Origin of the sequence: Spiroplasma ixodetis, from assembly GCF_040369795.1 — a bacterium.
Taxonomy (GTDB): Bacteria; Bacillota_I; Bacilli_A; order Mycoplasmatales; family VBWQ01; genus Spiroplasma_E; species Spiroplasma_E ixodetis_B.
Genome location: NZ_AP028955.1, coordinates 258,955 through 284,624, shown reverse-complemented (window position 1 = coordinate 284,624; position 25,670 = coordinate 258,955). Strand labels below are relative to the sequence as shown.

Below are 25,670 nucleotides of genomic sequence, written 5' to 3'. Positions count from 1 at the left end.
GAAAGAGTTAGTTACTTATGTCTAAAAAACAAAATATTAATAATAATGATCCAATATCAAAAGCAGTAGATTTATTACTAGAAAATACTGAAGATTTAACAAAAGTTTTTAAAGAGGGAGGTTTGTATAAAGAATTAACAAAAAGATTAGTTGAAAAAATGTTGAATTCTGAAATGCAAAATTATTTAGGATATGAAAAAAATCAACATAATAATAGTGAAAATGCTCGTAATGGTATAAATTCAAAAAAATTAATAACCCAACAAGGTAAAATTGAGATTAATGTACCACGAGATCGTAATAGTAATTTTGAGCCAGTAATAGTTGCAAAAAGACAAAGAAGATTTGATGGTTTTGATCAACAAGTTCTTTCATTATATGCCAAAGGCATGACTTTATCAGATATTAGAATGCAGTTACAAGAGTTATATCATGGCGCTGATATTAGTGAAAGTGTTATTAGTCAAATTACTGATGATGTTATTGATGATGTTAAAGAATGACAAAATCGGCCATTAGAAAGTGTTTATCCGATTGTTTATTTTGATTGTATAGTAGTTAAAGTACGACAAGATAAACGCATTATTAACAAATCAGTTTATATAGTACTAGGAGTTGATTTAGAAGGTAAAAAAGATGTTTTAGGTTTATTAATTAGTGAAAATGAAGGTTCTAAGTTTTGATTATCTAATTTCACAGAAATGAAAAATCGAGGCTTAAATGATATTCTTATTGCTTGTAGTGGCAATTTAACAGGAATGTCATAAGCAATACAATCAGTTTATCCTAAAACCGAACATCAATTATGCATAGTTCATCAAATTATAAATAGTTTAAAATATGTTTCATACAAACATAGAAAATCGCTAGTTACAGATTTAAAACCAATTTATAGTGCATGTAGTGAAGTACAAGCAATGCAAGCTTTAGAATCTTTTGAAAGTAAATGAAATAAACAATATCCTCAAATTGCTAAATCATTATATAAAAATTGAGATAATTTAATGGTTTTTATTAGTTATCCTGCAGAAATCAAAAGAGTTATTTATACAACAAATGCTATTGAATCTGTTAATAGTCAATTACGAAAAGTTATTATAAATAAAAAAGTTTTTCCAAATGATATGGCATTTTTTAAAATATTTTACTTAGCAATTGAAAATATAACAAAAAAATGAACAATGCCCATTCAAAATTGAAATACAGCAATTGCTCATTTTATGATAAAATTTGAAGATAGAATTAATCTAAACTAGTAACTTTGTAAAAAGATACACAGATTTTTAAAAAGCCTCTTTCTGTGAAATTAGATAATCAAAAATTAGAACCTTCATTTTCACTAATTCATAAACCTAAAATATCTTTTTTACCTTCTAAATCAACTCCTATCGCTATATAAACTGATTTGTTAATAATGCGTTTATCTTGTCGTACTTTAACTACTATACAATCAAAATAAACAATCGGATAAATAATTTCTAATGGCCGATTTTGTCATGCTTTAACATCATCAATAACATCATCAATAATTTGACTAATAACACTTTCACTAATATCAGCAACATGATATAAATCTTGTAACTGCATTCTAATATCTGATAAAGTCATGCCTTTGGCATATAATGAAAGAAATTGTTGATCAAAACCATCAAATCTTCTTTGTCTTTTTGCAACTATTACTGGCTCAAAATTACTATTACGATCTCGTGGTACATTAATCTCAATTTTACCTTGTTGGGTTATTAATTTTTTTGAACTTATACCATTACGAGCATTTTCGCTATTATTATGTTGATTTTTTTTAATATCCTAAATAATTTTGCATTTCATAATTCAACATTTTTTCAACTAATCTTTTTGTTAATTCTTTATATAAACCTCCTTCTTTAAAAACTGTTGTTAAATCTTCATTATTTTCTAATAATAAATCTACTGCTTTTGATATTGGATCATTATTATTAATATTTTGTTTTTTAGACATACGTAACTCACTCTTTCTAGTTATTTAATTTTATTTACTAGAATTAATTAAACATAGTTATTTTTGTAAGTTACACAGATTACTAAACATTACCAAATATTAAAAAAGCGATTGATTTTGTTTTTCAATATATGAGTAAACATTACTTTAGTTAGCTATACTAAATCTTCATTCATTATTTTAGCTATTTCTTTTAAAAAATCTTCTTGTTTATTTTTATCTCTTTGTTCATATAGAAAAGTTTTTTATATGTATAATTTAGTTTTTTGAAATAGTTATAAAATGTTTTTTAGTCATATCACCAAATTTTTCAATTACTTTTTGAACTGTAACATCTTTATTTTGTGCTAAATAATTTTTTAATTCATCTAAATCCTTTATTTTGTAGCTATGTCCTTTTTGATAATTCAAAATTGGTTTTATATGCCCAGTTTCTTTTTTTCTTTTTCTTCATAAGAATAAAGTCTTTCTAGTAATATTGAACACTTTACAAATTTCTTTAATTTTCATGTTTTTACTTTCATAGTCTTCTATTACTTTTCTTCGTAAGTCTTCACTAGACATATTCCGTAAATAAATTTTTTAAAAGTCAATTAATATGGATGGTTTACACTTTATTGGACACTAATTACGTAGACAAGTGAACAAATTAGTTAAAAGAAAGGAATTATAATTATGGCCAATATTAACTCATATTCAGATGAATTTAAAAAACAAATAGTAGCTTTATATCAAAGTGGTAAGTCAGTGTCTTGTCTTGCTAAAGAGTACAACGTTACAAGAGCAGCTACTTATAATTGAATTAAGCAATTTACTAATTCAGGAAGTTTTAAAACCAAAGATAAACGTTCTGTTGAAGAAAATGAATTAATTAAATTAAGAAAAGAATTAAAACAATTAAGAATGGAAAATGATATTTTAAAGCAAGCAACACTAATAATAGGCAGAAAATAGAAATTATTACTAAAAATAAAGTTAAATATAAAATTCGCACAATGTGTCGTTTTTTAAAAATCTCTAAATCAACATATTATTTTAATTTCAAGAAAAAAGAAGATAAAATTCAAAATAATATGTACGATGAAGCTGTTATTAGTGCTTTTAAAGAAAATAAATAAGCTTATGGAACAAGAAGATTAAAATTTGTTCTAAAAGAAAAGAACATTAATTTATCAAGACGAAAAATTAAAAAAATTATGAATAAACATAATTTAATATCAAAATACACTAAATTATCATACAAAAATTATCATAATAAAGTCAATGATAGTCAAATTACTAATCTCGTTAATAGAGAATTTAATAATAGACTTAAAAATGAAGTTATTGTTAGTGATTTAACTTATGTTCAAGTTAATGGTAAATGAAACTATATTTGCTTATTAATCAACCTGTACAATCGCGAAATTATTGGACATAGTGTAGGCACTAAAAAAGATGCATCATTAGTATATCAAGCATTTATGTTCTCAAATCGTTGTTTAAAAAATATTCAAATATTTCATAGCGATCGCGGTAATGAATTTAATAATAAAACTATTGATAAACTTTTATTAGCCTTCAATATTACCCGCTCTTTAAGCAAAAAAGGTTGTCCTTATGATAACGCTGTTGCTGAAGCAACTTTCAAAACTTTCAAAACAGAGTTTATTAATGATAAAAATTTTACATCATTAATCCAATTAAAATTAGAATCATTTGATTATATCAATTGATACAACAACATAAGAATCCACAGCACTCTAAACTACTTAACCCCCATAAAACACCAAGCACAAATGTATACCAAAAAACAGTCCTAAAAAAGGTTGTCATTCCACATGTGGGGATAATTTCCTAGATAGGCTTTTATCTCCATTTATGTGATAAAATTTAAAAATAGTACATAAAGGGATAAAAGCCAAAAATAATATGATATAATATGTGGGTGAAGGATATAGCAGAAAAAGTCTTTCATGTAGTTATTTTCTAATTTTGGTCAAAGATAGTGTGGCAATATATATTATTATAGTAATGTAGGGTTTATTAACTTTTATCTTTAAAAGATAAAAAAAATATTAATTTTAAAAAAAGAGTATTTAAATCAAATGTAGTCTAAAAGCAAAGAGGGGTATTGTCATGATTAAAATATATGTTTCACCAAGTTGTTTGTCTTCAAAAAAAGTTATTCAATTTTTTGATAAACATAAAATTCCATATATTAAACGTAATATTATCCATAATCCATTGACCGATACTGAAATTAAATTATTATTAAGATTTGTACCAAATGGTGTTGGTGATATTATTTCAACAAGAGCAAAGTTTATTAAAACACATGCTATTAATATTGAAAAGTTAACAATGTTACAAGTTTTTGATTTAATTAAAACTTCACCAACTGTTTTAAAACGTCCAATTATTGTTCAAGAAAATAAACAACGTATTCAAATTGGTTATAATGAAGATGAGATTGAATTATTTTTACGTGGTTCTATTGAAAACGAATTTGAAGATTCTTGTGAAATATTTTAATTGAAATATGATTGGAATACATTATGAAAAATTATAAATTTACAATTATTGCTAATAAATATGAGAATTCTCAATCATTAGCTAAGGAATTAAGGCCCAAGTTATTGGCCCTTAAAGCACTTGAAGATACTTCTTTTCCAGATATTGTTTTTATTATTGGTGGTGATGGAACATTTTTAAAAGCCGTTCATGATTATAATAATATACTCAATACTGTTAAGTTTGTTAGTTTTAAATGTGGTAATCTTGGTTTTTATGAAAACTTTTTAAACACAGAAGTTGACAAAGTATTAATGTTAATTGATAAAAAAAATAATAATTTAATAGTAAATAAATTTTCATTATTAGAAGTAAATATTAATAATAAGATTTTATATGCTATTAATGAAGTTAAATTTGTTAATTTAACAACAACTCTTTCATGTCAAGTGTTAATTAATAATCAATTATTTGAAAACTTTCGTGGTTCTGGTTTAGTTATTGCAACAAGAACTGGTTCGACGGGTTTAATGAAATCACTTGGTGGTGCTGTTTTAATTTCAAATCATAACTTAATGCAATTTCATGAAATTGCTCCAGTAGCTAATAATAGTTATCGCAGTTTAAATTCACCACTAATTTTGGATGAAAATCATGAAATTACTTTCAAAAATATTCAAAAAGATAGTAAATTGAGCGATTTTGGAAAATTAATTGTTGATACTTTTGATTTTAATGATAAACTATATGATAAGGTAACAATTAAATTATCAAAATTAACGTTACAAGTTTTAGAATATCGACTTAATCATTATTCTTTACTTGCTAAAGTAAAAAAAACTTTTATTCAAGAAGATTAAGAAAATATTTAAAAATATATTAATTAAGGAAGGTAATCATGCCAATTTGACAAATAGTATTATTAGTTATTGCATTGTTATTTGCTGTGGCTAGTATTGGGATTTGAATATGAAATATTAGTGCAGCTAAAAAATTACGCAATCAACAAGAAAGTAGTTTAAAACCCATTAATAAACCACAAAAATTCCCATTTAAATTACAAAATTTTATTGTTGATTTAGGAGGAATTGATAATATTAAAGGAACAACAGCAACAGCAAATAAAATTAAGGTAGAGATTATTGATCATTCAAAAATTAATTTTAATAATCTTAAAAAAATTAAAAATCGTGGTATTTTAGACCAAGACGATAGTGTTAGTTTAGTCCTAGGAACTTATTGTAATAATTTAAGTATTGCTATTAATGTTCTTATTAAATTAAATAATGAGAAATAAGTTATTTTTTGTAATATCCATAAATACCATTAATTAAAACATAAGTGTTGGTATAGCCCAATTTTCTGAGTGTTAGTGCAGCGGCAGTTGAACGATTTCCTGCATTACAAATAGTTATAATCACTTGATTTTTGCTTTCAATATATTTACTAGGATTTTTAATCAAATCATAGTAAGGAATATTAACAATATTAAGTTCACCATTATCATTTGTTATTTTTTTTAAAATTTGATATTCAGCAACATCACGAACATCAATAATTAAAAATTTATTTTTAATTTTATCAAAGTCTTTATTTGAAATTGAAATTTCATTTTGTATTTTATGTTTAAACATAAGTTATGACCTCCTAAAATAAAATTGTTCTATAACTTATTTTAACATTTTATTATGTTATAATGCTCATAGTTGCGACAAAAAATGGAAGTTAAGGAGTAAAATAATGTTAAAAGAAAAATTCCTTTTTAAAGAAAGAAAATATGAATTAATTGTTGAATTAGGTACAATGGCTAATTTAGCAGAAAAATCAGTAAAAATTACTTATGGAGATACAGTTGTATTAACAACTTTATCTTATAATGAAGTTATTAATAATCAAGATTTTTTTCCATTACAAATAGTTTTTCAAGAAAAGTTATATTCAGTTGGTAAGATTCCGGGTGGTTTTTTAAAGCGTGAAGGTCGACCTAGTGAATATGCAACACTATGTGCTAGATTAATTGATCGTTCAATTCGTCCATTATTCCCAAAAGGTTTTGTTAATGAAGTTCAAGTTGTAAATAATGTTTTTGCGTTAGATGATGCTTGTGATGTTAGAGTAAATGCAGCTTTTGGGACTTCACTTGCTTTAGTATTAAGTAGTTTGCCATTTCAGGGTCCTAGTGCTACTGTTGTTGTTGGTAAAATAAATGATGAACTTGTCCTTAATCCAACACAAGAGCAATTATTAAATTCAAAAATGGAATTAATTGTTGGTGGAACAAAAGATGCCATCAATATGGTTGAAGCAGGGTGTCATGATATTTTAGAAAAAGATATGATTAAAGCATTAAAATTTGCACATGAACATATTATTAAATTAATAATTTTTCAAGAAAGTATCATTGAAAAATTAAAACCAAATAAATTTGAGCCACAGTTAGCATTAATTCCTGTTAATATTGAACAATTTGTAGAAACAAATTGTCAATCACAAATTAGTAAAATTAGTACTACTGTTGATAACAAAAGTCGAAGTAACTTGATTAAAAATTTAGTTGAAGAAACATTTCAAATTTTTAAAAATGAATTTAATCAAGAAGTTTTAAATATTGGTAAAGAAACAACTATTCATAATTTACGCAAAAGTATTGATCAATTATTAAAAAAAGCAATGCGTACTATGATTTTAAAAAATAATGTACGAGTTGATGGACGAAAAGCTGATGATATTAGAAAATTAACAAGTATGATTGATGTTTTGCCTATTGTTCATGGTAGTGCAATGTTTACTCGTTGTGAAACACAAGTTTTATCAGTTTTAACTTTGGGTGCACTTGCTGAACATCAAATTATTGATGGATTAGGTAAAGAAGAGTATAAACGCTTTATTCATCATTATAATTTTCCTCCATTTTCTGTTGGTGAAACTGGAAGAATGGGTGTTCCTTCACGACGTGAGATTGGTCATGGCGCCCTTGGTGAAAAAGCATTATTACAAATTATTCCTCTTGAAAAAGATTTCCCTTATACAATTAGATTAGTATCAGAAGTATTATCATCAAATGGTTCAACTTCACAAGCAGCAATTTGTGCTTCATCAATGGCATTAATGGCTGGTGGTGTACCGATTAGATCTGCAATTGCTGGCATTGCCATGGGTTTAATTAAAGAAGAAAAAGATTTTACAATTTTAACTGACATTCAAGGATTAGAAGATCACTTAGGTGATATGGATTTTAAAGTGGCAGGAACAGCCAATGGTATTTGTGCTTTACAAATGGATATTAAAATTACTGGTATTGATTTTAATATTATTACACAAGCTTTGGAAAAAGCAAGAGTTGCGAGATTACAAGTATTAGCAAACATGAATGAAGTAATTAAAAAGCCTAGAACTACATTGGCACCTAATGCTCCAAAAATTATTCAAAAGTTAATTCCAATTGATAAAATTCGTGATATTATTGGTGTTGGTGGGAAAGTTATTAATAAAATTATTACCGACTGTGATAATGTTAAAATTGATATTGAAGATGATGGACGATTGTTGATTTATCATAATGAACAATCAACCATTGATAAAGCTTGACAAATTATTGAAAGTATTGTTAATCCTGTTCAAATTAAAATCGGCTCTGAATTTGATAGTAAAGTTGTAAAAATTGTTAATTTTGGTGTTTTTGTTAATTTACAAGATAAGATTGATGGTTTAATTCATATTTCAGAATTTTCAAAAAAATTTAATAAACGTATTGATAATTTAAATAATGTCGTTAAGATCAATGATATAATTAAAGTTAGAGTAATTAAAGTTGAAGATAATAGTAAGCTTAGCTTAGAAATTATTGATAAATAATTTGAAACTATTTTTAATGAAAATTAATTACATTTTTATTATTAAATTAGTGTTAAAATACTAATAACGTAATATAGCAGCATCTTGGGAATTTAAGTTAAAGTTTTAATTTTTATGTTCTTCTAAGATATTAAATTTTATAAAATAAAAATAAAGAAAGTTGAAAACTGGTGAAAACATGGCAAAGATAAAAGTATTTGCTCTGGGTGGATTAGATGAACGTGGTAAAAACTTATATGTTGTTGAAGTAAATGATAAGATATTTGTATTTGATGCCGGTATTAGACTCCCAGAAAGAGAAATCTTAGGAATTGATATTATTATTCCAGATTATACATATTTAAAAGAAAATAAACATCGTATTCAAGGCATATTTATTTCAAAACCATCTGATGACGCTTTTGGAGCACTACCTTATATTTTAAAAGATTTTAATAAAATAAAACCCGAGTATAAAGTTCCAATCTTTACTAGTAAATTAACTGATTTTATGATTAAGCAAAAATTAGAACGTTTTCGTTTTATTAATCAAAATGAAATTATAATTAAAACTATTGAGCCTGAACAAAAAGTATCGTTTGGTAATGTTATTGTTAAAACATTTAAAACAACTACTTCAATTCCAGGTAGTTTAGGTTTTGTTTTAACTGTAAATAATGGTGAAAATATTAAATTAAATGAAACAATTGTTTATACGGGTGATTATATTTTTGATGGTGAACATCGTAGTGATTTTACTACTGATATTCAACATTTAGCTAGTGTTTCTAAAAATGATGTTTTATTATTAATTAGTGAAGCGACATGTGCCAATAGAAAAGCTTTTACAGCTCCTAAGCATAAAATTCAAACTATTATTGAACCAGTATTAAAAGAAGCACCAGGAAGGGTTATTCTTGCATGTTATGATCAAGATTTATATCGTGTTAGTGAAATTCTTAATGCTATTAAAGAAACTGACTCTAAACGTAAAATTGCAGTTTATGGTGCAACTTTATATGATATTTTATTAAAAGTTAATGATTTAAACGCTTTCAATATTGATAAATCACAAATTATTAATTTAGCACAAACAATTGGTACTAAAGATACAGTAATTATTGTTACTGGTAGTGGTGAACGTTTATTTACTAGAATGAATAAAATCGCTATTGGTAATGATGATTATTTAAAACTTGAATCACAAGATACAATAATTTTAGCAACTCCACCAATTCCAGGAAATGAATTAGCTCATGCAGCCTTATTAGATGACTTAGCACGTACTGATGTTAAAGTTATTAATATATCAGAAAAACAAGCTTGAAGTTTAAATGCTTCTTATGAAGATATTAAGTTAATGGTTAATATTATTGAACCAAAATATTTTTTACCAGTTAAAGGTTTATATAAAGATTTTGTAGCGGCACAAGCAGCAGCCATTGATGCTGGTGTGTTACATAACAATGCTTTAATTCATGATAATGGTGAAGTTATTACTTTTGAAAATGGTAAATTAATTGATAATTTTGTTAAACAGTATGTTGCACGTCCTTATCGTTTTAATGATAAAAATGCTACTAATAAAACAACAGATAACTTAATAAAAACTGGTGATGTATATGTAGATGGTATTGGTGTTGGTGATATTGGTTCAATTGTTATTAGCGAAAGAAAACAATTACAACGTGATGGTATTTTAATTACAGGAGTGACAATAAATCGTAAAAATAAAGAAATTGTTTCTTTAATTGATGCGCAAATGCGTGGTGTTGTTTATTTAACTAATAATGAAGAAATGTTGAAAAAATTGCAAAACATTATTATTAATGTTATTGAAAAATATAAAAATAATACTGCTTTTAGTCTTAGTGAAGTTAAGACTAAAATGAAAAATGATTTACAAGATTATATTAAAAAAGAAACTGGTAAGTTACCTATGATTTTAACAGTTGTTAATGAAATTTAAGGTTAATGATAATATCATTATCCTTAAATTATATAATTTTTTCATATTTAAACTAATTTTAAAATTTATATAATGTTTAATGAATTAGAACCAGTTTAGAAAAATACTAAAGACTATTGAAAATCAATTTAAAATAATTTATAGTGCATTTAGTAAAAAAAACATGAAAATTATTGCTGGAAAATTTGAAAGCAATAAAAACATTTGAGGCTTTTTAAAAATCTGTGTATCTTTTTACAAAGTTACTAGTTTAGATTAAGAGGCTTGAGGCTTTGTAAAAATCTGTGTATCTTTTTACAAAGTTACTAGTTTAGATTAATTATATCTTCAAATTTTATCATAAAATGAACAATTGCTGTATTTCAATTTTGAATGGTCATTGTTCATTTTTTTGTTATATTTTCAATTGCTAACTAAAATATTTTAAAAACTACCATATCATTTGGAAAAACTTTTTTATTTCTAATAACTTTTCGTAATTGACTATTAACAGATTCAATAGCATTTGTTGTATAAATCACTCTTTTGATTTCTGCATGATAACTAATAAAAACCATTAAATTATCTCAATTTTTATATCATGATTTAGCAATTTGAGGATATTGTTTATTTCATTTACTTTCAAAAGATTCTAAAACTTGCATCGCTTGTTCTTAACTACATGCACTATAAATTGGTTTTAAATTTGTAACTAGTGATTTTCTATGTTTGTATGAAACATATTTTAAACTATTTCTAATTTGATGAACTATGCATAATTGATGTTCGGTTTTAGGATAAACTAATTGTATTACTTCTGACATTCCTGTTAAATTGTCACTACAAGCAATAAGAATATCATTTAAGCCTTGATTTTTCATTTCTGTGAAATTAGATAATCAAAACTTAGAACATTCATTTTCGCTAATTCATAAACCTAAAATATCTTTTTTACCTTCTAAATCAACTCCTAGTGCTATATAAACTGATTTGTTAATAATGCGTTTATCTTGTCGTACTTTAACTACTATACAATCAAAATAAACAATCGGATAAACACTTTCTAATGGCCGATTTTGTCATGCTTTAACATCATCAATAAAATCATCAGTAATTTGACTAATAAAACTTTCACTAATATCAGCACCATGATATAACTCTTGTAACTGCATTCTAATATCTGATAAAGTCATGCCTTTGGCATATAATGAAAGAACTTGTTGATCAAAACCACCAAATCTTCTTTGTCTTTTTGCAACTATTACTGGCTCAAAATTACTATTACGATCTTGTGGTACATTAATCTCAATTTTGCCTTGTTGGGTTATTAATTTTTTTGAACTTATACCATTGCGAGCATTTTCACTAGTATTATGTTGATTTTTTTCATATCCTAAATAATTTTGCATTTCAAAATTCAACATTTTTTCAACTAATCTTTTTGTTAATTCTTTATATAAACCTCCCTCTTTAAAAACTGTTGTTAAATCTTCAGTATTTTCTAATAATAAATCTACTGCTTTTGATATTGGATCATTATTATTAATATTTTGTTTTTTAGACATACGTAACTCACTCTTTCTAGTTATTTAATTTTATTTACTAGAATTAATTAAACATAGTTATTTTTGTAAGTTACACAGATTACTAAACATTACCCATTTTTTTGTTATATTTTCAATTGCTAAGTAAAATATTTTAAAAAATGCCATATCATTTGGAAAAACTTTTTTATTTCTAATAACTTTTCGTAATTGACTATTAACAGGTTCAATAGCATTTGTTGTATAAATCACTCTTTTGATTTCTGCAGGATAACTAATAAAAACCATTAAATTATCTCAATTTTTATATCATGATTTAGCAATTTGAGGATATTGTTTATTTCATTTACTTTCAAAAGATTCTAAAGCTTGCATTGCTTGTTCTTCACTACATGCACTATAAATTGGTTTTAAATCTGTAACTAGTGATTTTCTATGTTTGTATGAAACATATTTTAAACTATTTCTAATTTGATGAACTATGCATAATTGATGTTCGGTTTTAGGATAAACCGATTGTATTGCTTCTGACATTCATGTTAAATTGTCACTACAAGCAATAAGAATATCATTTAAGCCTCGATTTTTCATTTCTGTGAAATTAGATAATCAAAACTTAGAACCTTCATTTTCACTAATTCATAAACCTAAAACATCTTTTTTACCTTCTAAATCAAATCCTAGTGCTATATAAACTGATTTGTTAATAATGCGTTTATCTTGTCGTACTTTAACTACTATACAATCAAAATAAACAATCGGATAAACAATTTCTAATGGCCGATTTTGTCATGCTTTAACATCATCAATAACATCATCAGTAATTTGACCAATAACACTTTCACTAATATCAGTACCATGATATAACTATTGTAACTGCATTCTAATATCTGATAAAGTCATGCCTTTGGCATATAATGAAAGAACTTGTTGATCAAAACCATCAAATCTTCTTTGTCTTTTTGCAACTATTACTGGTCCAAAATTACTATTACGATCTCGTGGTACATTAATCTCAATTTTGCCTTGTTGGGTTATTAATTTTTTTGAACTTATACCATTACGAGCATTATCACTATTATTATGTTGATTTTTTTCATATCCTAAATAATTTTGCATTTCAAAATTCAACATTTTTTCAACTAATCTTTTTGTTAATTCTTTATATAAACCTCCCTCTTTAAAAACTGTTGTTAAATATTCAGTATTTTTTAATAATAAATCTACTGCTTTTGATATTGGATCATTATTATTAATATTTTGTTTTTTAGACATACGTAACTCACTCTTTCTAGTTATTTAATTTTATTTACTAGAATTAATTAAACATAGTTATTTTTGTAAGTTACACAGATTACTAAACATTACCATAATATAAGAAAAATATTACCAAATTATTGACCAAATATTAAAAAAGCTATTGATTTTGTTTTTCAAGATATGAGTAAACATTACTTTAGTTAACTATATGACATCTATTTTTTCTTTTACTTCATTAAGTTCTGACACAATTGAAATTAATTGTTTAATATATTGTACTAGTCCAGATGTTTTCATATAGGCAGGAGTCCCTACAGAATCTGAAATATCACCTAATATTTCTTTTTTAGTTTCATCAATTCTTCTTTCTACTTCAATTTTATTTTCAATTTCTTATAATAAACATTAAATTTCATTCATTAATTCTTTTTTATCTGCAATAATATTCGTAATTTTTATCTTCCTTTTCACATATAATTTTAATTTAATAAAACCTAGTATAGTAATTTAACTATACTAGGTATGAACAATTATTAAATTATAAATACTATTATAACTATAAAATAAAAATTACGCAATCAACTATTATTTACTATTTTTAAATTTTCTAATTATTTTTTTGATCTAATATCATAAATAATCATTATATATGTTCTTTTTCTATTCAAGTTAAAATATCTTCTAAAATAATATTAATATTGGGTTCATTTAAAATTGCATGATTACGTTCTTCGTAAAAAATATAAGTTATCCCCTGTCTTCAATGTTTATTATTTTTTGCAATTTTATTAAAATCAGCAAATATATCTTTCGCAGATTGAACAATCAAAACCGGACATTTAGCACTATTAAGATTTTTCGGCACTTGTTTACTTAATTTTTGTGCTTGTAAGGAAAATAATAATGTAAATTTCATATTAGTCATTCCTCTAATTTTCCCTTTTTTAATATAATTATAGTTAATAGAAATTGTTTCCATATCAAAAGTAATAGGTAATGGATGATGTTTATAAAATAGAAATCCTCAAATTGCATGACAAACTAATGAAGGTTTTATTTTAAATATTTGTTTCTTAGTAACAAAATTAGTGAAAATTGCACCATCAATCATTTTTGGTAATCTTTTAATTGCTAATGCTGTTAATGCAGAACCTAATGATTCACCCATTAATAAAATTTTTTTATTAGGATAACGTTCATTCAAAACCGTTATAATATCTTTAATATCATTAATGGTTGTTCCTAAAGTATGATATTTTCATTTTTCATTTTCTCCTCAACCTCGTTGATCAAAACTTAAAAATGAAATACCATGTTTAGTAAAAAACTTAGCAGCTGTTTTAAAGTCTGTTAAAGAGGCGCCCATACCATGAATACCAATAATAATATATTTACTATTATCAACAAATTTAAATTCAGTATGTAAAAAATAGTTATCCCTAGTAATGATTCCCTCATTACTTCATTGTGGAAAATGACGATTAAGTTCTCAGTGATAATCAATATGGAAAATTTGATAAATTCTATATAAAATATAAAGTATTATTAACATAGCTAAAACTACGATAAGTATTGCTCATCAATAATGTTGCCAAAAATTATCCATAATAAATGATACCCTCCAATAATATATAAATACTTACTAATATTTTATCAAATTAATTTTATTTTTATTAAAACAAAACCATTTAAGGTTTTGTTTTAATAAAAATATTTATTTCTTAGTGACTTCGGCAATTAATTGACCAACCGTTACTTGTTCATCATCTTTTACTACTTGATTTACAACATAACCTTCCATTTTTTCATTAGTGAAAACAATTGGTGTTGTTACTTTTTTACCTTTATTCTTAACTTCTTGTAAATTAGCAACTACCATTACTTCTGATTTTTTAATCGGTTTACCTTGTTCAACTTTAATATCAAAGCCCTTACCAGCTAATTCAACAGTATCAATACCAATATGAACTAAACATTCAATACCTGTATTTACATCTTCAATACCATAAGCATGTCCTGTATTAAATACTGTTGCTAATTTTCCATCAAATGGTGATACAAATTCAACTCCATCTTTACCTTTATATTCAGGAATAATTGCAAAACCAGTCCCTAACATTTCCTGAGCAAATACTGGATCTTCAACTTTACTAAGGTTAATAACTTTACCAGTAACTGGTGCATAAATTAATAAAGGTAATTGTTTTTTTTTCTTGAAAAACATATGTCGATTCTCCTCAAAATTATGTAAATTAGATGTTTATAATTTTAACATTAAATAATGTAACTTTACAAATAAATAATATTTTTATTTTTTTGATAAAAATATTTCTACTAATGATTTAACTTCTTCATTGGTTTCACATTGTAATGCTTTTGATGCTAATATTTCTGTATCCTTTTTATTTAAAGTACTAATAATTTTTCTAGTTTCTAAAACACTAGATGCAGACATTGAAAATTCATCTAGCCCTAGACCAACTAGTAGTGGAACAGCAATTTTATCACCAGCCATTTCACCACACATGGCAACAGGACGATTATATTTATGTCCGCCATCAATTGTCATCTTAATCAAACGTAAAATTGATGGATGATATGGTTGATATAAATAAGACACTTTTTCTGACATACGATCAGCGGCTAAACTATATTGAATTAAATCATTAGTTCCAATTGAAAAGAAATCCGCATATTTAGCAAATATTTCTGCATTAACTGCTGCTGCTGGAATTTCAATCATCATTCCAACTTGAATATCATCACTAATTTTAACTTTTTCTTTAATTAATTCTTTTTTGCAATTTTCATATAATGATTTAGCTGCTTTAAATTCTTCGACAGTAGCAATCATCGGAAACATAATAGCTAATTTACCAAAAGCTGAAGCACGAATTAAAGCACGTAACTGAGTTTTAAAAATATCTTTACGATCTAAACACAAACGAATGGCACGATAACCAAGGAAAGGATTCATTTCTTTTGGTAAATCTAAATATGATAATTCTTTATCACCACCAATATCTAAAGTTCTAATAACAACTTTATGTTTAGTAGCAGACAATACTTTTTTATATTCTTCAAATTGAATATCTTCACTTGGAAAATAACTACTTCCCATATAAAGAAATTCACTTCTAAAAAGTCCTACTCCTTGTGCATCATATTCAATTGCTTTAATCATATCTTTAGGTGAACCAATATTTGCTTCTAACTTTACTTCGTGATTATCACTGGTTTTAGTTAATTTACCTTTAAATACTAATAATTCTTTTTGTTCTTCAATTCATGCGTTTTGTTTAGCGACTCATTTATTTTTTTCACTACTATTTAAATCAATTCCAATTTCACCAGTATTACCATCTAATACACAAAATTGATTATTTTTTACTTTTGTAGTAACATTTTTTAATCCAAGAACTGCTGGAATACCAAGACTACGAGCCATAATTGCTGCATGAGAAGTTCTACCACCAATATCACATAAAAATCCTTTAACAAACTTAGGATTCAATTGACTTGTTTCTGAAGGTGTTAGATCATGACTAACAATAATTGTTTCTTCTTTAATTGTACTTAAATCAATAGTTTTAATATTTAAAATTTTACGTAAAATTCGATCACGAACATCAATAACATCAGCAGCACGTTCACGAAAATAATCATCATCCATTGCTCGCAATGTTGCAATTGCTTTATTAGCAGTACTTTCTAAAGCATTAGCAGCATTATATTTTTCTTCTTTAATTAACTTTTCAGTATCTTCAATTAATAATGGATCAGTTGTTACTAAAAAATGAGCTTCAAAAACAGCGGCTTTTTCTTCACCCAAAGTTTTTGTTGTATTTTGGATGAGTTGTTTAATTTCATCACCTGCTATTTTTAAGGCATCATGTAACTTTTTAACTTCTCCTTCTATTTCTTTTTCATTAATTTTTTTAGGATTAGTTTTGGTAGTTTCATGTTTTAAGATTAATGCTTTGGCTAGAGCGATGCCATTACTAGCGCCAATACCTTTCATTTTTAACATTATATATATTTCACTCCTTATAAAATATGTTTATTAATAGTCTACTAAATTATAATAAAAAAAATGAAATATTGCATAAAATATTTATTATAATTTAAACTTTTTATAAATAAAAATGATTTTAATATTTTTAAATATTTTTCATATATAGCTAACTAAAGTAATGTTTACTCATAAATAATGTAAAATAATAATATGTAATTTAAACAGTTTTTGAATTTAAAAGTACAATTAAGCAATATTTAAAATAGATTAGGAAGATTAAATTACGCCAAAACCATACAGTGAAGACTTACGAAGAAAAGTAATAGAAGCCTATGAAAGTAAAAACATGAAAATTAAAGAAATTTGTAAAGTGTTCAATATTACTAGAAAGACTTTATTCTTATGAAGAAAAAGAAAAAAAGAAACTGGGCATATAAAACCAATTTTTAATTATCAAAAAGGACATAGCCGCAAAATAAAGGATTTAGATGAATTAAAAAATTATTTAGCACAAAATAAAGATGTTACAGTTCAAAAAGTAATTGAAAAATTTGGTGATATGACTAAAGAAACAGTTTATAACTATTTCAAAAAACTAAATTATACATATAAAAAAACTTTTCTATATGAACAAAGAGATAAAAATAAACAAGAAGATTTTTTAAAAGAAATAGCTAAAATAATGAATGAAGATTTAGTATATATTAGACATATTCCGTAAATAAATTTTTTAAAAGTCAATTAATAATTTAAAATTTATTTTATAATTTCTTTATTAATAAATTAATAAGGTGTTGATAAAAATGAATTTTGAAAATTTAAAAAAATTAAAAAATGAACAATTTTATAGATATTTTGGTATAAAACGTTTTCATTTTGATGAAATGTTAACAAAATTAATTGAAATAGAAAATTTAAAAAAAACTAAAGGTAGAAAATATAAACTTTCAGTCGAAGAAAGATTGATGATGACTTTAGTATACTGAAAAGAATATTATACTTTTTTCCACATGAGTATTAAATATAAAATGAGTGCATCAAGTTGTTTTCGAAATATTACTTGAGTAGAAAATAAACTTAGTGATGACAAAGATTATCAGTTTTTAAAAACAAAATATAAATCAAAAATTGAGAAAAAACAAGAAGATTTAAATGAATTTCAATTTTATTTAATTGATTCAACTGAAATTGAAATTGAAAGACCAACTAAAAAAAACTACAGTTAGAATATTTTTCTGGTAAAAGTTGAATGTTTTCTATAAAATTTCAAATTATATATGACTTTTTTAATAAAAAAATTGTTGATATTTTTGCTGATAATGGAAAAGTACATGATTTTCAAATATTAAAAAATTCAAATCTTGAATTTTCAGAAAAAACAATAATTATTGGTGATTTGGGATATCAAGGAATACAAAATATTTATAAAAATACTATATTACCAATTAAAAAAACTAAAAATAAAAAATTAACTAAACAAGAAAAAATCTACAATAAAATTATTTCAAAAATTAGAATTAAAGTTGAACATGTTTTTGCTTGATTAAAAAGATTCAAAATTTTAATAAATAAATGTAGAAAAAGTATATTTAGACTTATGCACTTAAGATTTAACTTACTTTTTGAAATTTTTAATAAAAAAACCATTAAAATAAAAAAATATTAAAAATATTTTTTTAAAAATTTAAATTTTTATCAAGTTAATATAAAAATAATATTAACAATTTTTGTGTTTGAAATATAAATTTATTTTTAAAGTATTTTTTTAAAAATATTAACTTCTATAATTATTAACACTAAAAAATTTATAAATATTATTATTGACAATTGATTAAATTTATTTACGGAATATGTCTATTGATGAATCTGGAATTGATGATAATGAATTTTGAGGCTTTTTAAAAATCTGTGTATCTTTTTACAAAGTTACTAGTTTAGATTAATTCTATAGCTAACTAAAGTAATGTTTACTCATAAATAATGTAAAATAATAATATGTAATTTAAACAGTTTTTGAATTTAAAAGTACAATTCAGCAATATTTAAAATAGATTAGGAAGATTAAATTATGCCAAAACCATACAGTGAAGACTTACGAAGAAAAGTAATAGAAGCCTATGAAAGTAAAAACATGAAAATTAAAGAAATTTGTAAAGTGTTCAATATTACTAGAAAGACTTTATTCTTATGAAGAAAAAGAAAAAAAGAAACTGGGCATATAAAACCAATTTTGAATTATCAAAAAGGACATAGCCACAAAATAAAGGATTTAGATGAATTAAAAAATTATTTAGCGCAAAATAAAGATGTTGCAGTCCAAAAAGTGATTGAAAAATTTGGTGATATGACTAAAGAAACAGTTTATAACTATTTCAAAAAACTAAATTATACATATAAAAAAACTTTTCTATATGAACAAAGAGATAAAAACAAACAAGAAGATTTTTTAAAAGAAATAGCTAAAATAATGAATGAAGATTTAGTATATATTGATGAATCTGGAATTGATGATAATGAATTTTATAAATATGGTTGATCTGAAAAAGGTAAAAGATTATTTGATAATAAACCCGCATATAAAATAAAAAGAATGAGTATAATTGGTTCGCTAAATAAAGGTAAATTAAAAGCCCTATGAGCATTTGAAGGAAATTTCAACAGTAAAATTTTTGAATCATATGTAAAAAATATACTAATTACAGTATTAAAGCGTGGAAAAATTATAGTTTTAGAGGTAATGTTTAGTAATCTGTGTAACTTGCAAAAATAACTATTTTTAATTAATTCTAGTAAATAAAATTAAATAACTAGAAAGAGTGAGTTACGTATGTCTAAAAAACAAAATATTAATAATAATGATCCAATATCAAAAGCAGTAGATTTATTATTAAAAAATACTGAAGATTTAACAACAGTTTTTAAAGAGGGATGTTTATATAAAGAATTAACAAAAAGATTAGTTGAAAAAATGTTGAATTCTGAAATGCAAAATTATTTAGGATATGAAAAAAATCAACATAATAATAGTGATAATGCTCGTAATGGTATAAGCTCAAAAAAATTAATAACCCAACAAGGTAAAATTGAGATTAATGTACCACGAGATCGTAATAGTAATTTTGAGCCAGTAATAGTTGCAAAAAGACAAAGAAGATTTGATGGTTTTGATCAACAAGTTCTTTCATTATATGCCAAAGGCATGACTTTATCAGATATTAGAATGCAGTTACAAGAGTTATATCATGGTGCTGATATTAGTGAAAGTGTTATTAGTCAAATTACTGATGATGTTATTGATGATGTTAAAGCATGACAAAATCGGCCATTAGAAAGTGTTTATCCGATTGTTTATTTTGATTGTATAGTAGTTAAAGTACGACAAGATAAAAGCATTATTAACAAATCAGTTTATATAGCACTAGGAGTTGATTTAGAAGGTAAAAAAGATGTTTTAGGTTTATGCATTAGTGAAAATGAATGTTCTAAGTTTTGATTATCTAATTTCACAGAAATGAAAAATCGAGGCTTAAATGATATTCTTATTGCTTGTAGTGACAATTTAACAGGAATGTCAGAAGCAATACAATCAGTTTATCCTAAAACCGAACATCAATTATGCATAGTTAATCAAATTAGAAATAGTTTAAAATATGTTTCATACAAACATAGAAAATCACTAGTTACAGATTTAAAACCAATTTATAGTGCATGTAGTGAATAACAAGCAATGCAAGCTTTAGAATCTTTTGAAAGTAAATGAAATAAACAATATCCTCAAATTGCTAAATCATGATATAAAAATTGAGATAATTTAATGGTTTTTATTAGTTATCCTGCAGAAATCAAAAGAGTGATTTATACAACAAATGCTATTGAATCTGTTAATAGTCAATTACGAAAAGTTATTAGAAATAAAAAAGTTTTTCCAAATGATATGGCAGTTTTTAAAATATTTTACTTAGCAATTGAAAATATAACAAAAAAATGAACAATGCCCATTCAAAATTGAAATACAGCAATTGCTCATTTTATGATAAAATTTAAAGATAGAATTAATCTAAACTAGTAACTTTGTAAAAAGATACACATATTTTTAAAAAGCCTCATTTCTGTAGATATTTCGGGATTGCACAACATAAACTTTATGATAAGGTTATTCATAAAAATAAAAAAATGACAGTAATTCAAAAAGAAATTGAAATTTTAACTAGTTATAAGTTTTTTTATTTGATGAAATTAGTGGAGATTTTAAATTTGTAAATTTATTTTTACAGGGTGGAAATAAACAAGGAAAAATTTGTTTAGAAATTCATCAAAGTTTAATAGCAGAACATTATTTAAATTTAAAGTCTGATTATACAAATGTTTATTTACCCTATACAAAAACTTTTACAAGTAAATATTCATTGCGTTTATATGAGTATTTAAGTAGTTATTTGTATATGAATGCTAAAACCAAAAAAACTCCAACCTATATGCATGAATGAGATTTTGAAAAACTTGCTAAAATTTTAAATTTAAATTTAAAAAGTAGTTATTTTAAAAACATTAGTATGTTAAAAAATAAAGTTTTAGAACCAGTAAAAAAAGATTTAGAGAAAACTGATATTATTTTTACTTATGAATTGATAAAAGTTGGTAGAAAATATTGTAAAATAATTTTAAATACGCATTTAGATTTAGAGAAATTTAATGCTCAAAATCCTGAATTAGAGAAAGTGCCGGTGAAAAAAGAATCTGTAAATAAATCAAAACTAATGACAAATAATTTTAAAAATCAAAAATCTAAAATAATTGAAAAACCAATTTTAAGTGGTGAAGAAGTAAAAAAGATTATGAAAGATTTTGATAACCATTAGAAAAACAAATAGATAATTATGATTGAAAGAAAGAATCTCATACCATTGAAATATTCAATTTTAAAAATCAAAAATCTTAAAACAACATTATTATTTAAAAATATTTATAATAGTAAATATAAATAAACACTAATAAATATTTATAAATATAAATATTTAAAGAAAAGGAGAAAATATGAAAAAAATAACATTTGCTAATTCTAAAGGTGGAGTTGGAAAAACAACACTTACTTTAAATCTTATTAATGTATTATCACAATTAAATAAGAAAATTCTTGTGTTTGATATAGATCCACAAGCTAATTTAAGCAGAGCGTTATTACCAAATTATACTAGTAAAAAAAATATTGAATTATGGTTTAAGGATTCTAATCATAATGAATTATTAAACTCAATTGAAAAAACTATTTTAGAAAATGTTTTAATTGTTCCTGCGTATAATAATTCAGCGTTAGAAACAAATACATATGTTACTGCTATGAGTATGGGGGAATTAGCCCTTAAAAATAACTTAATTAAAATGGAAGAAATTTTAAAAAAAGATATAGTCTATATCTTTTTCGATTCATTTCCATCAATGAATAAAATTTTATTAAATGTTTTATTAGCTAGTGATGAAATAATAATCCCAATTGAACCGCACAAGTTTAGTTATGAGGGATATAAAACAATTAAGGAACCTTATGATACTGCCATTAAAACACTAAATCAATTAGGATTAAAAATAACAAATAATATGAATTATTTTGTTATTAATAAAGTATCAAAAAATAAAACGCATGAAGCGGTAATTCAAGCCATTAATAACAGTCAGATTGGGGCAATGGTTTTAAATACTAAAATTCCTTTATCTACAACAAAGCAAAAAGAAACTATGTTAATGAAGTTTATTTCTATTACAGTTAAAAAACCAATTGGGTTTTTAACAAATGAATTAATCGAAAAAGGAGTGTTATAAATGAGCGAAGCAAAAAAGAGTTCTTTATTTGAAAGCATACAAAAAAGTATTGACTCTGTAGATAAAGGTTTTAAAAACCATGACAGTGATTTAATTGATAAAGTTAAAACAATTGATAACAACGCTTTTGTATGTGAACAAAATAAAAAAATTGTTAAAACAATTTCAATTGACCAAAAAACACAAATCATGTTAAACGAACTTAAAGAAATAAATAATAAAGTAAATTTATCTCAACTAGTTCGTAGGGAAGTTTTTAAAATTTACAACGAGTTAATTTTAAAATATAAGTAATTAAATATAAATACTTTTAATTACTTATATTTATTTTAAATTATTTATATTTATTTATATTTAATCTAATCGTAGGATTTTATAATTTATCATTAGGGTAACCTTTTTCTTTCTTTTTTTTGTAAAAAAGAAAAAGGAATAAAAATTATTCCTTATCTTGGTTGACCAAACTTAATAAAAACCAATTTGTAAATATTACTTACAAAACTTTTGTAATGTTTTTCTAGTAAAGAAAAAATAATATTTATATAATAACTAGAAAAATCAAAGAACAAATTTTGTTGCTTTTTTTTATAAAGTTTTAAAATTTAAACAGATGGTCATAGATTAATAAAAATAAAACTTAAAAAGGTTGCTATTCCAAGTTATCTATGGTAAAGATAATAAAACAATATCTAATCAAATAAAATTTGTTCTAAATGAATTTGATAGTGAAATAAATTTTCAAAAAATTAATTAACAAGAAGTTTCTTTTATTTTAAAAAAGCTTATTATTCCTACTAATTTTAAAAAAAAGCAAACCCCAAACTTTAGAACAACATAAGAAATTTTTAAAAATAGATGATAACTATGTTTCTTATTTAAAAATACAAAATTTTACTTTATTAGTAGCTGCTCTTGTAACATTGTACTCTTTAGCAAGGCAAGATACTGATTTGCCACTTTTATATAGAGTGTGCTTGGCACCAATCCAATTTGAAGACAGAATTAATCTAAAATAGTAACTTAGGGGTGTCCCTTTCTGCCTTTTAATAAGATAAAAATGAAGAAATAAGAACTGATGATGGTCTTTCATCAGTTGAATTTGTGGAAACTGATGATGGTCTTTCGTCACTAGTGAAGTGAAAAGTACCTGTAGAAAAATTTGAATTAATAGTACTTATACTAGAAACTGATGATGGTCTTTCATTTTGATTTATAGAAATTATATCTTGGTGTTTTAGTTCAGAGTATAAATAATTATCACTTGTATCTTTTACTAGAAATTTTGGATTTGGATTATATTGAATTTTTGAAAATTGAAATTTTTCATTAAAATCTATACTTTTATCTTCAACTTTTATTTTTTTGTTACTTGGTTCTTCCTTTAATATTTTATCAATTGAAAAAGAAATTGATGAATTAATATTACTTTTTTTAGTTTGTTTTATCAAATAATATTGATAATGATTATTTGCAAAATGTAATTTTATTTCAATAAAATCTGGTATTGGATGATCTGGCTCAAATACTTCTTCATTTCTACTAATTTTACAATTTAAAATATTACATATTGCCTCAATTTCAATAGAACCACCTCAAGTACCATCTTTTCTCATTTCTTTTAAGGTTTTTCTTATTTGTTCCTCTTTATTAATGTTAATGTTGTGGTTTAATTTATTATTAATTTCACTACCTAATACACTACTTTCAAATGTTGCTTTATTGTCACCGCGATTTGTTTTTATATTTTCTTGTATATAATCAATAACTTTATTACGAAATAATAGAAGCATATTTTTATTTTTTATATATTTTCAAAAAGCAAAATCTACTTTTTCCAAAATAAAATTATATTCAGTATCAGCTCCAAAAAGATTTTTATGTCTTTTTTGGAGCTGATACTGATCTTTTTTTACTGGTTCTAAATAAGCAAAAATAATTGCTCAAAATAAACAATTCCCATCTTTTGGAACATTTTTTAAATTCTTTAATTTGAGATTTTGATTCATTTTTGAATTATTTAAATCGTCAACAGATATTTCAAATGATTTGAATAATTTATTTTCATAATTAATTATTTCATCAGACATTTCAGTAAGAAGTTCTGCTCATGTTTGATTATTATTTTTTCCGTATGTTTTTTTTGTTGCTTCAAAGCTATTAAATCAAGGTCCACTACAATCTGTTATAGTTTTTAATCTATTAAATTTCAAATTTTCATCAGTTTGTAAATCTAAAGGTAATATCAAATATTTTAGTTTTTTAATATTTTTAATTATGCTTTCATATATAGCAAAACTATTTTCAAAATTAATGCTTTTAATCAATTCAATTTCTTCATTTAAAACCATACGTTTATCATTAATATTTAATATATAATGATAAAAATCTCTTAAATCATCTTCTTCTAATATTAAATCTCATGTTTGACTATTATTAATCTTTTTAATAATAATAGGTGAGAATATAAATTTCAAAACTTCTTTTCTTTTTAAAAAATATTTTGTCCTAATTTCTTCTTTTTTTTCATCTTTATATTTATTTATTAATTTTTCTTTAAATTTACCATTTTCAAAAATAATTTTAAAACCTAATTCTTCTTCAATTGTATTTTCTCAATCTATTAAAATTTGTCTATAAATATCCAAATCTTCAATTGTTTCATTTTGTGTAGGATTTAGTAATTGATGATTACCGAAACATTTTTCAATATATCTATTGAAAAATGTTTTATTTATATATTCATTGTTCATTTTTATCATCCTTTTATATCATAATAGT

General features: G+C 24.0%; 20 protein-coding genes and 6 pseudogenes. 16 read left to right on the top strand and 10 right to left on the bottom strand.

Going from position 1 to position 25,670, the window contains the following annotated elements:
- The first annotated feature begins 17 nt into the window (after positions 1-17).
- A pseudogene (locus tag ABWV63_RS01935) lies at positions 18-1,256 on the top strand (IS256 family transposase).
- Here the strand turns inward: ABWV63_RS01935 and ABWV63_RS01930 are convergent.
- The 3 genes from ABWV63_RS01930 to ABWV63_RS01920 form a co-directional block, all read right to left on the bottom strand.
- Positions 1,243-1,743 (bottom strand): transposase, encoded by a 501-nt coding sequence (locus tag ABWV63_RS01930; protein WP_353307147.1) that lies wholly within the window; start codon positions 1,741-1,743, stop codon positions 1,243-1,245. The pseudogene ABWV63_RS01935 and the gene ABWV63_RS01930 overlap by 14 nt on opposite strands.
- 58 nt (positions 1,744-1,801) lie before the next feature.
- Positions 1,802-1,981, bottom strand: coding sequence for a hypothetical protein (locus ABWV63_RS01925; protein WP_353306598.1), 180 nt, complete (start codon positions 1,979-1,981; stop codon positions 1,802-1,804).
- Positions 1,982-2,239: 258 nt separating this feature from the next.
- Positions 2,240-2,545 carry an IS630 transposase-related protein gene (locus ABWV63_RS01920; protein ID WP_353306597.1) on the bottom strand — a complete coding sequence of 102 codons (306 nt, stop codon included), beginning with the start codon at positions 2,543-2,545 and terminating at the stop codon, positions 2,240-2,242.
- A gap of 111 nt (positions 2,546-2,656) precedes the next feature.
- Here ABWV63_RS01920 and ABWV63_RS01915 point away from each other — a divergent pair.
- The 4 genes and pseudogenes from ABWV63_RS01915 to ABWV63_RS01900 all read left to right on the top strand — a co-directional run bounded on the left by ABWV63_RS01915 (position 2,657) and on the right by ABWV63_RS01900 (position 5,771).
- Positions 2,657-3,783 (top strand): annotated as a pseudogene (locus ABWV63_RS01915) (IS3 family transposase).
- 316 nt (positions 3,784-4,099) lie between these two features.
- Positions 4,100-4,495, top strand: coding sequence for a Spx/MgsR family RNA polymerase-binding regulatory protein (locus tag ABWV63_RS01910; RefSeq protein WP_174481244.1), 396 nt, complete (start codon positions 4,100-4,102; stop codon positions 4,493-4,495).
- Between the two features lie 23 nt (positions 4,496-4,518).
- Positions 4,519-5,334: an NAD(+)/NADH kinase gene (locus ABWV63_RS01905; RefSeq protein ID WP_353306596.1), complete on the top strand. Its 816-nt coding sequence runs from the start codon at positions 4,519-4,521 to the stop codon at positions 5,332-5,334.
- 38 nt (positions 5,335-5,372) lie between these two features.
- Positions 5,373-5,771 carry a hypothetical protein gene (locus ABWV63_RS01900; RefSeq protein WP_353306595.1) on the top strand — a complete coding sequence of 133 codons (399 nt, stop codon included), beginning with the start codon at positions 5,373-5,375 and terminating at the stop codon, positions 5,769-5,771.
- Between the two features lies 1 nt (position 5,772).
- On the opposite strand, the gene ABWV63_RS01895 is transcribed toward ABWV63_RS01900, so the two are convergent.
- Positions 5,773-6,108, bottom strand: a complete 336-nt coding sequence (locus tag ABWV63_RS01895; protein WP_353306594.1) for a rhodanese-like domain-containing protein — start codon at positions 6,106-6,108, stop codon at positions 5,773-5,775.
- 106 nt (positions 6,109-6,214) lie between these two features.
- Here ABWV63_RS01895 and ABWV63_RS01890 point away from each other — a divergent pair, with 106 nt between their 5' ends.
- On the top strand, positions 6,215-8,329 hold the full coding sequence (locus ABWV63_RS01890; RefSeq protein WP_353306593.1) for a polyribonucleotide nucleotidyltransferase: 2,115 nt from the start codon (positions 6,215-6,217) through the stop codon (positions 8,327-8,329).
- Between the two features lie 178 nt (positions 8,330-8,507).
- A complete protein-coding gene (locus ABWV63_RS01885) occupies positions 8,508-10,277 on the top strand; it encodes a ribonuclease J (RefSeq protein ID WP_353306592.1) in 1,770 nt (589 codons plus the stop codon).
- A 305-nt stretch (positions 10,278-10,582) separates the two neighbouring features.
- On the opposite strand, the pseudogene ABWV63_RS01880 reads toward ABWV63_RS01885, so the two are convergent.
- The 5 genes and pseudogenes from ABWV63_RS01880 to ptsP all read right to left on the bottom strand — a co-directional run bounded on the left by ABWV63_RS01880 (position 10,583) and on the right by ptsP (position 17,093).
- Positions 10,583-11,821 (bottom strand): annotated as a pseudogene (locus ABWV63_RS01880) (IS256 family transposase).
- Between the two features lie 57 nt (positions 11,822-11,878).
- A pseudogene (locus tag ABWV63_RS01875) lies at positions 11,879-13,075 on the bottom strand (IS256 family transposase).
- 628 nt (positions 13,076-13,703) lie between these two features.
- Positions 13,704-14,666 (bottom strand): alpha/beta fold hydrolase, encoded by a 963-nt coding sequence (locus tag ABWV63_RS01870; RefSeq protein WP_353306591.1) that lies wholly within the window; start codon positions 14,664-14,666, stop codon positions 13,704-13,706.
- Between the two features lie 108 nt (positions 14,667-14,774).
- Positions 14,775-15,284 (bottom strand): PTS glucose transporter subunit IIA, encoded by a 510-nt coding sequence (locus ABWV63_RS01865; protein WP_353306590.1) that lies wholly within the window; start codon positions 15,282-15,284, stop codon positions 14,775-14,777.
- An 84-nt stretch (positions 15,285-15,368) separates the two neighbouring features.
- Positions 15,369-17,093, bottom strand: a complete 1,725-nt coding sequence (ptsP, locus tag ABWV63_RS01860; protein WP_353307146.1) for a phosphoenolpyruvate--protein phosphotransferase — start codon at positions 17,091-17,093, stop codon at positions 15,369-15,371.
- 328 nt (positions 17,094-17,421) lie between these two features.
- Here ptsP and ABWV63_RS01855 point away from each other — a divergent pair, with 328 nt between their 5' ends.
- The 9 genes and pseudogenes from ABWV63_RS01855 (at position 17,422) to ABWV63_RS01815 (ending at position 23,186) form a co-directional block, all read left to right on the top strand.
- Entirely contained in the window at positions 17,422-17,796 is a 375-nt protein-coding gene (locus ABWV63_RS01855; RefSeq protein ID WP_353306589.1) for an IS630 transposase-related protein, read from the top strand.
- Between the two features lie 82 nt (positions 17,797-17,878).
- On the top strand, positions 17,879-18,301 hold the full coding sequence (locus ABWV63_RS01850; RefSeq protein ID WP_353306588.1) for a transposase family protein: 423 nt from the start codon (positions 17,879-17,881) through the stop codon (positions 18,299-18,301).
- 23 nt (positions 18,302-18,324) lie between these two features.
- Positions 18,325-18,741, top strand: a complete 417-nt coding sequence (locus tag ABWV63_RS01845; protein WP_353306587.1) for a transposase family protein — start codon at positions 18,325-18,327, stop codon at positions 18,739-18,741.
- 402 nt (positions 18,742-19,143) lie between these two features.
- Positions 19,144-19,845 carry a transposase gene (locus ABWV63_RS01840; RefSeq protein ID WP_353306586.1) on the top strand — a complete coding sequence of 234 codons (702 nt, stop codon included), beginning with the start codon at positions 19,144-19,146 and terminating at the stop codon, positions 19,843-19,845.
- A gap of 57 nt (positions 19,846-19,902) precedes the next feature.
- A pseudogene (locus ABWV63_RS01835) lies at positions 19,903-21,141 on the top strand (IS256 family transposase).
- A gap of 157 nt (positions 21,142-21,298) precedes the next feature.
- A pseudogene (locus ABWV63_RS01830) lies at positions 21,299-21,445 on the top strand (hypothetical protein); the annotation flags it as partial.
- 72 nt (positions 21,446-21,517) lie between these two features.
- The gene (locus tag ABWV63_RS01825) at positions 21,518-21,934 is read left to right on the top strand and encodes a hypothetical protein (protein ID WP_353306585.1); all 417 of its coding nucleotides are present in this window, start codon (positions 21,518-21,520) and stop codon (positions 21,932-21,934) included.
- A 175-nt stretch (positions 21,935-22,109) separates the two neighbouring features.
- On the top strand, positions 22,110-22,892 hold the full coding sequence (locus tag ABWV63_RS01820) for a ParA family protein (RefSeq protein ID WP_353306584.1): 783 nt from the start codon (positions 22,110-22,112) through the stop codon (positions 22,890-22,892).
- A complete protein-coding gene (locus ABWV63_RS01815; protein WP_353306583.1) occupies positions 22,893-23,186 on the top strand; it encodes a hypothetical protein in 294 nt (97 codons plus the stop codon).
- A 749-nt stretch (positions 23,187-23,935) separates the two neighbouring features.
- Here ABWV63_RS01815 and ABWV63_RS01810 read toward each other — a convergent pair.
- The gene (locus ABWV63_RS01810) at positions 23,936-25,642 is read right to left on the bottom strand and encodes an OTU domain-containing protein (RefSeq protein ID WP_353306582.1); all 1,707 of its coding nucleotides are present in this window, start codon (positions 25,640-25,642) and stop codon (positions 23,936-23,938) included.
- Positions 25,643-25,670 lie beyond the last annotated feature (28 nt).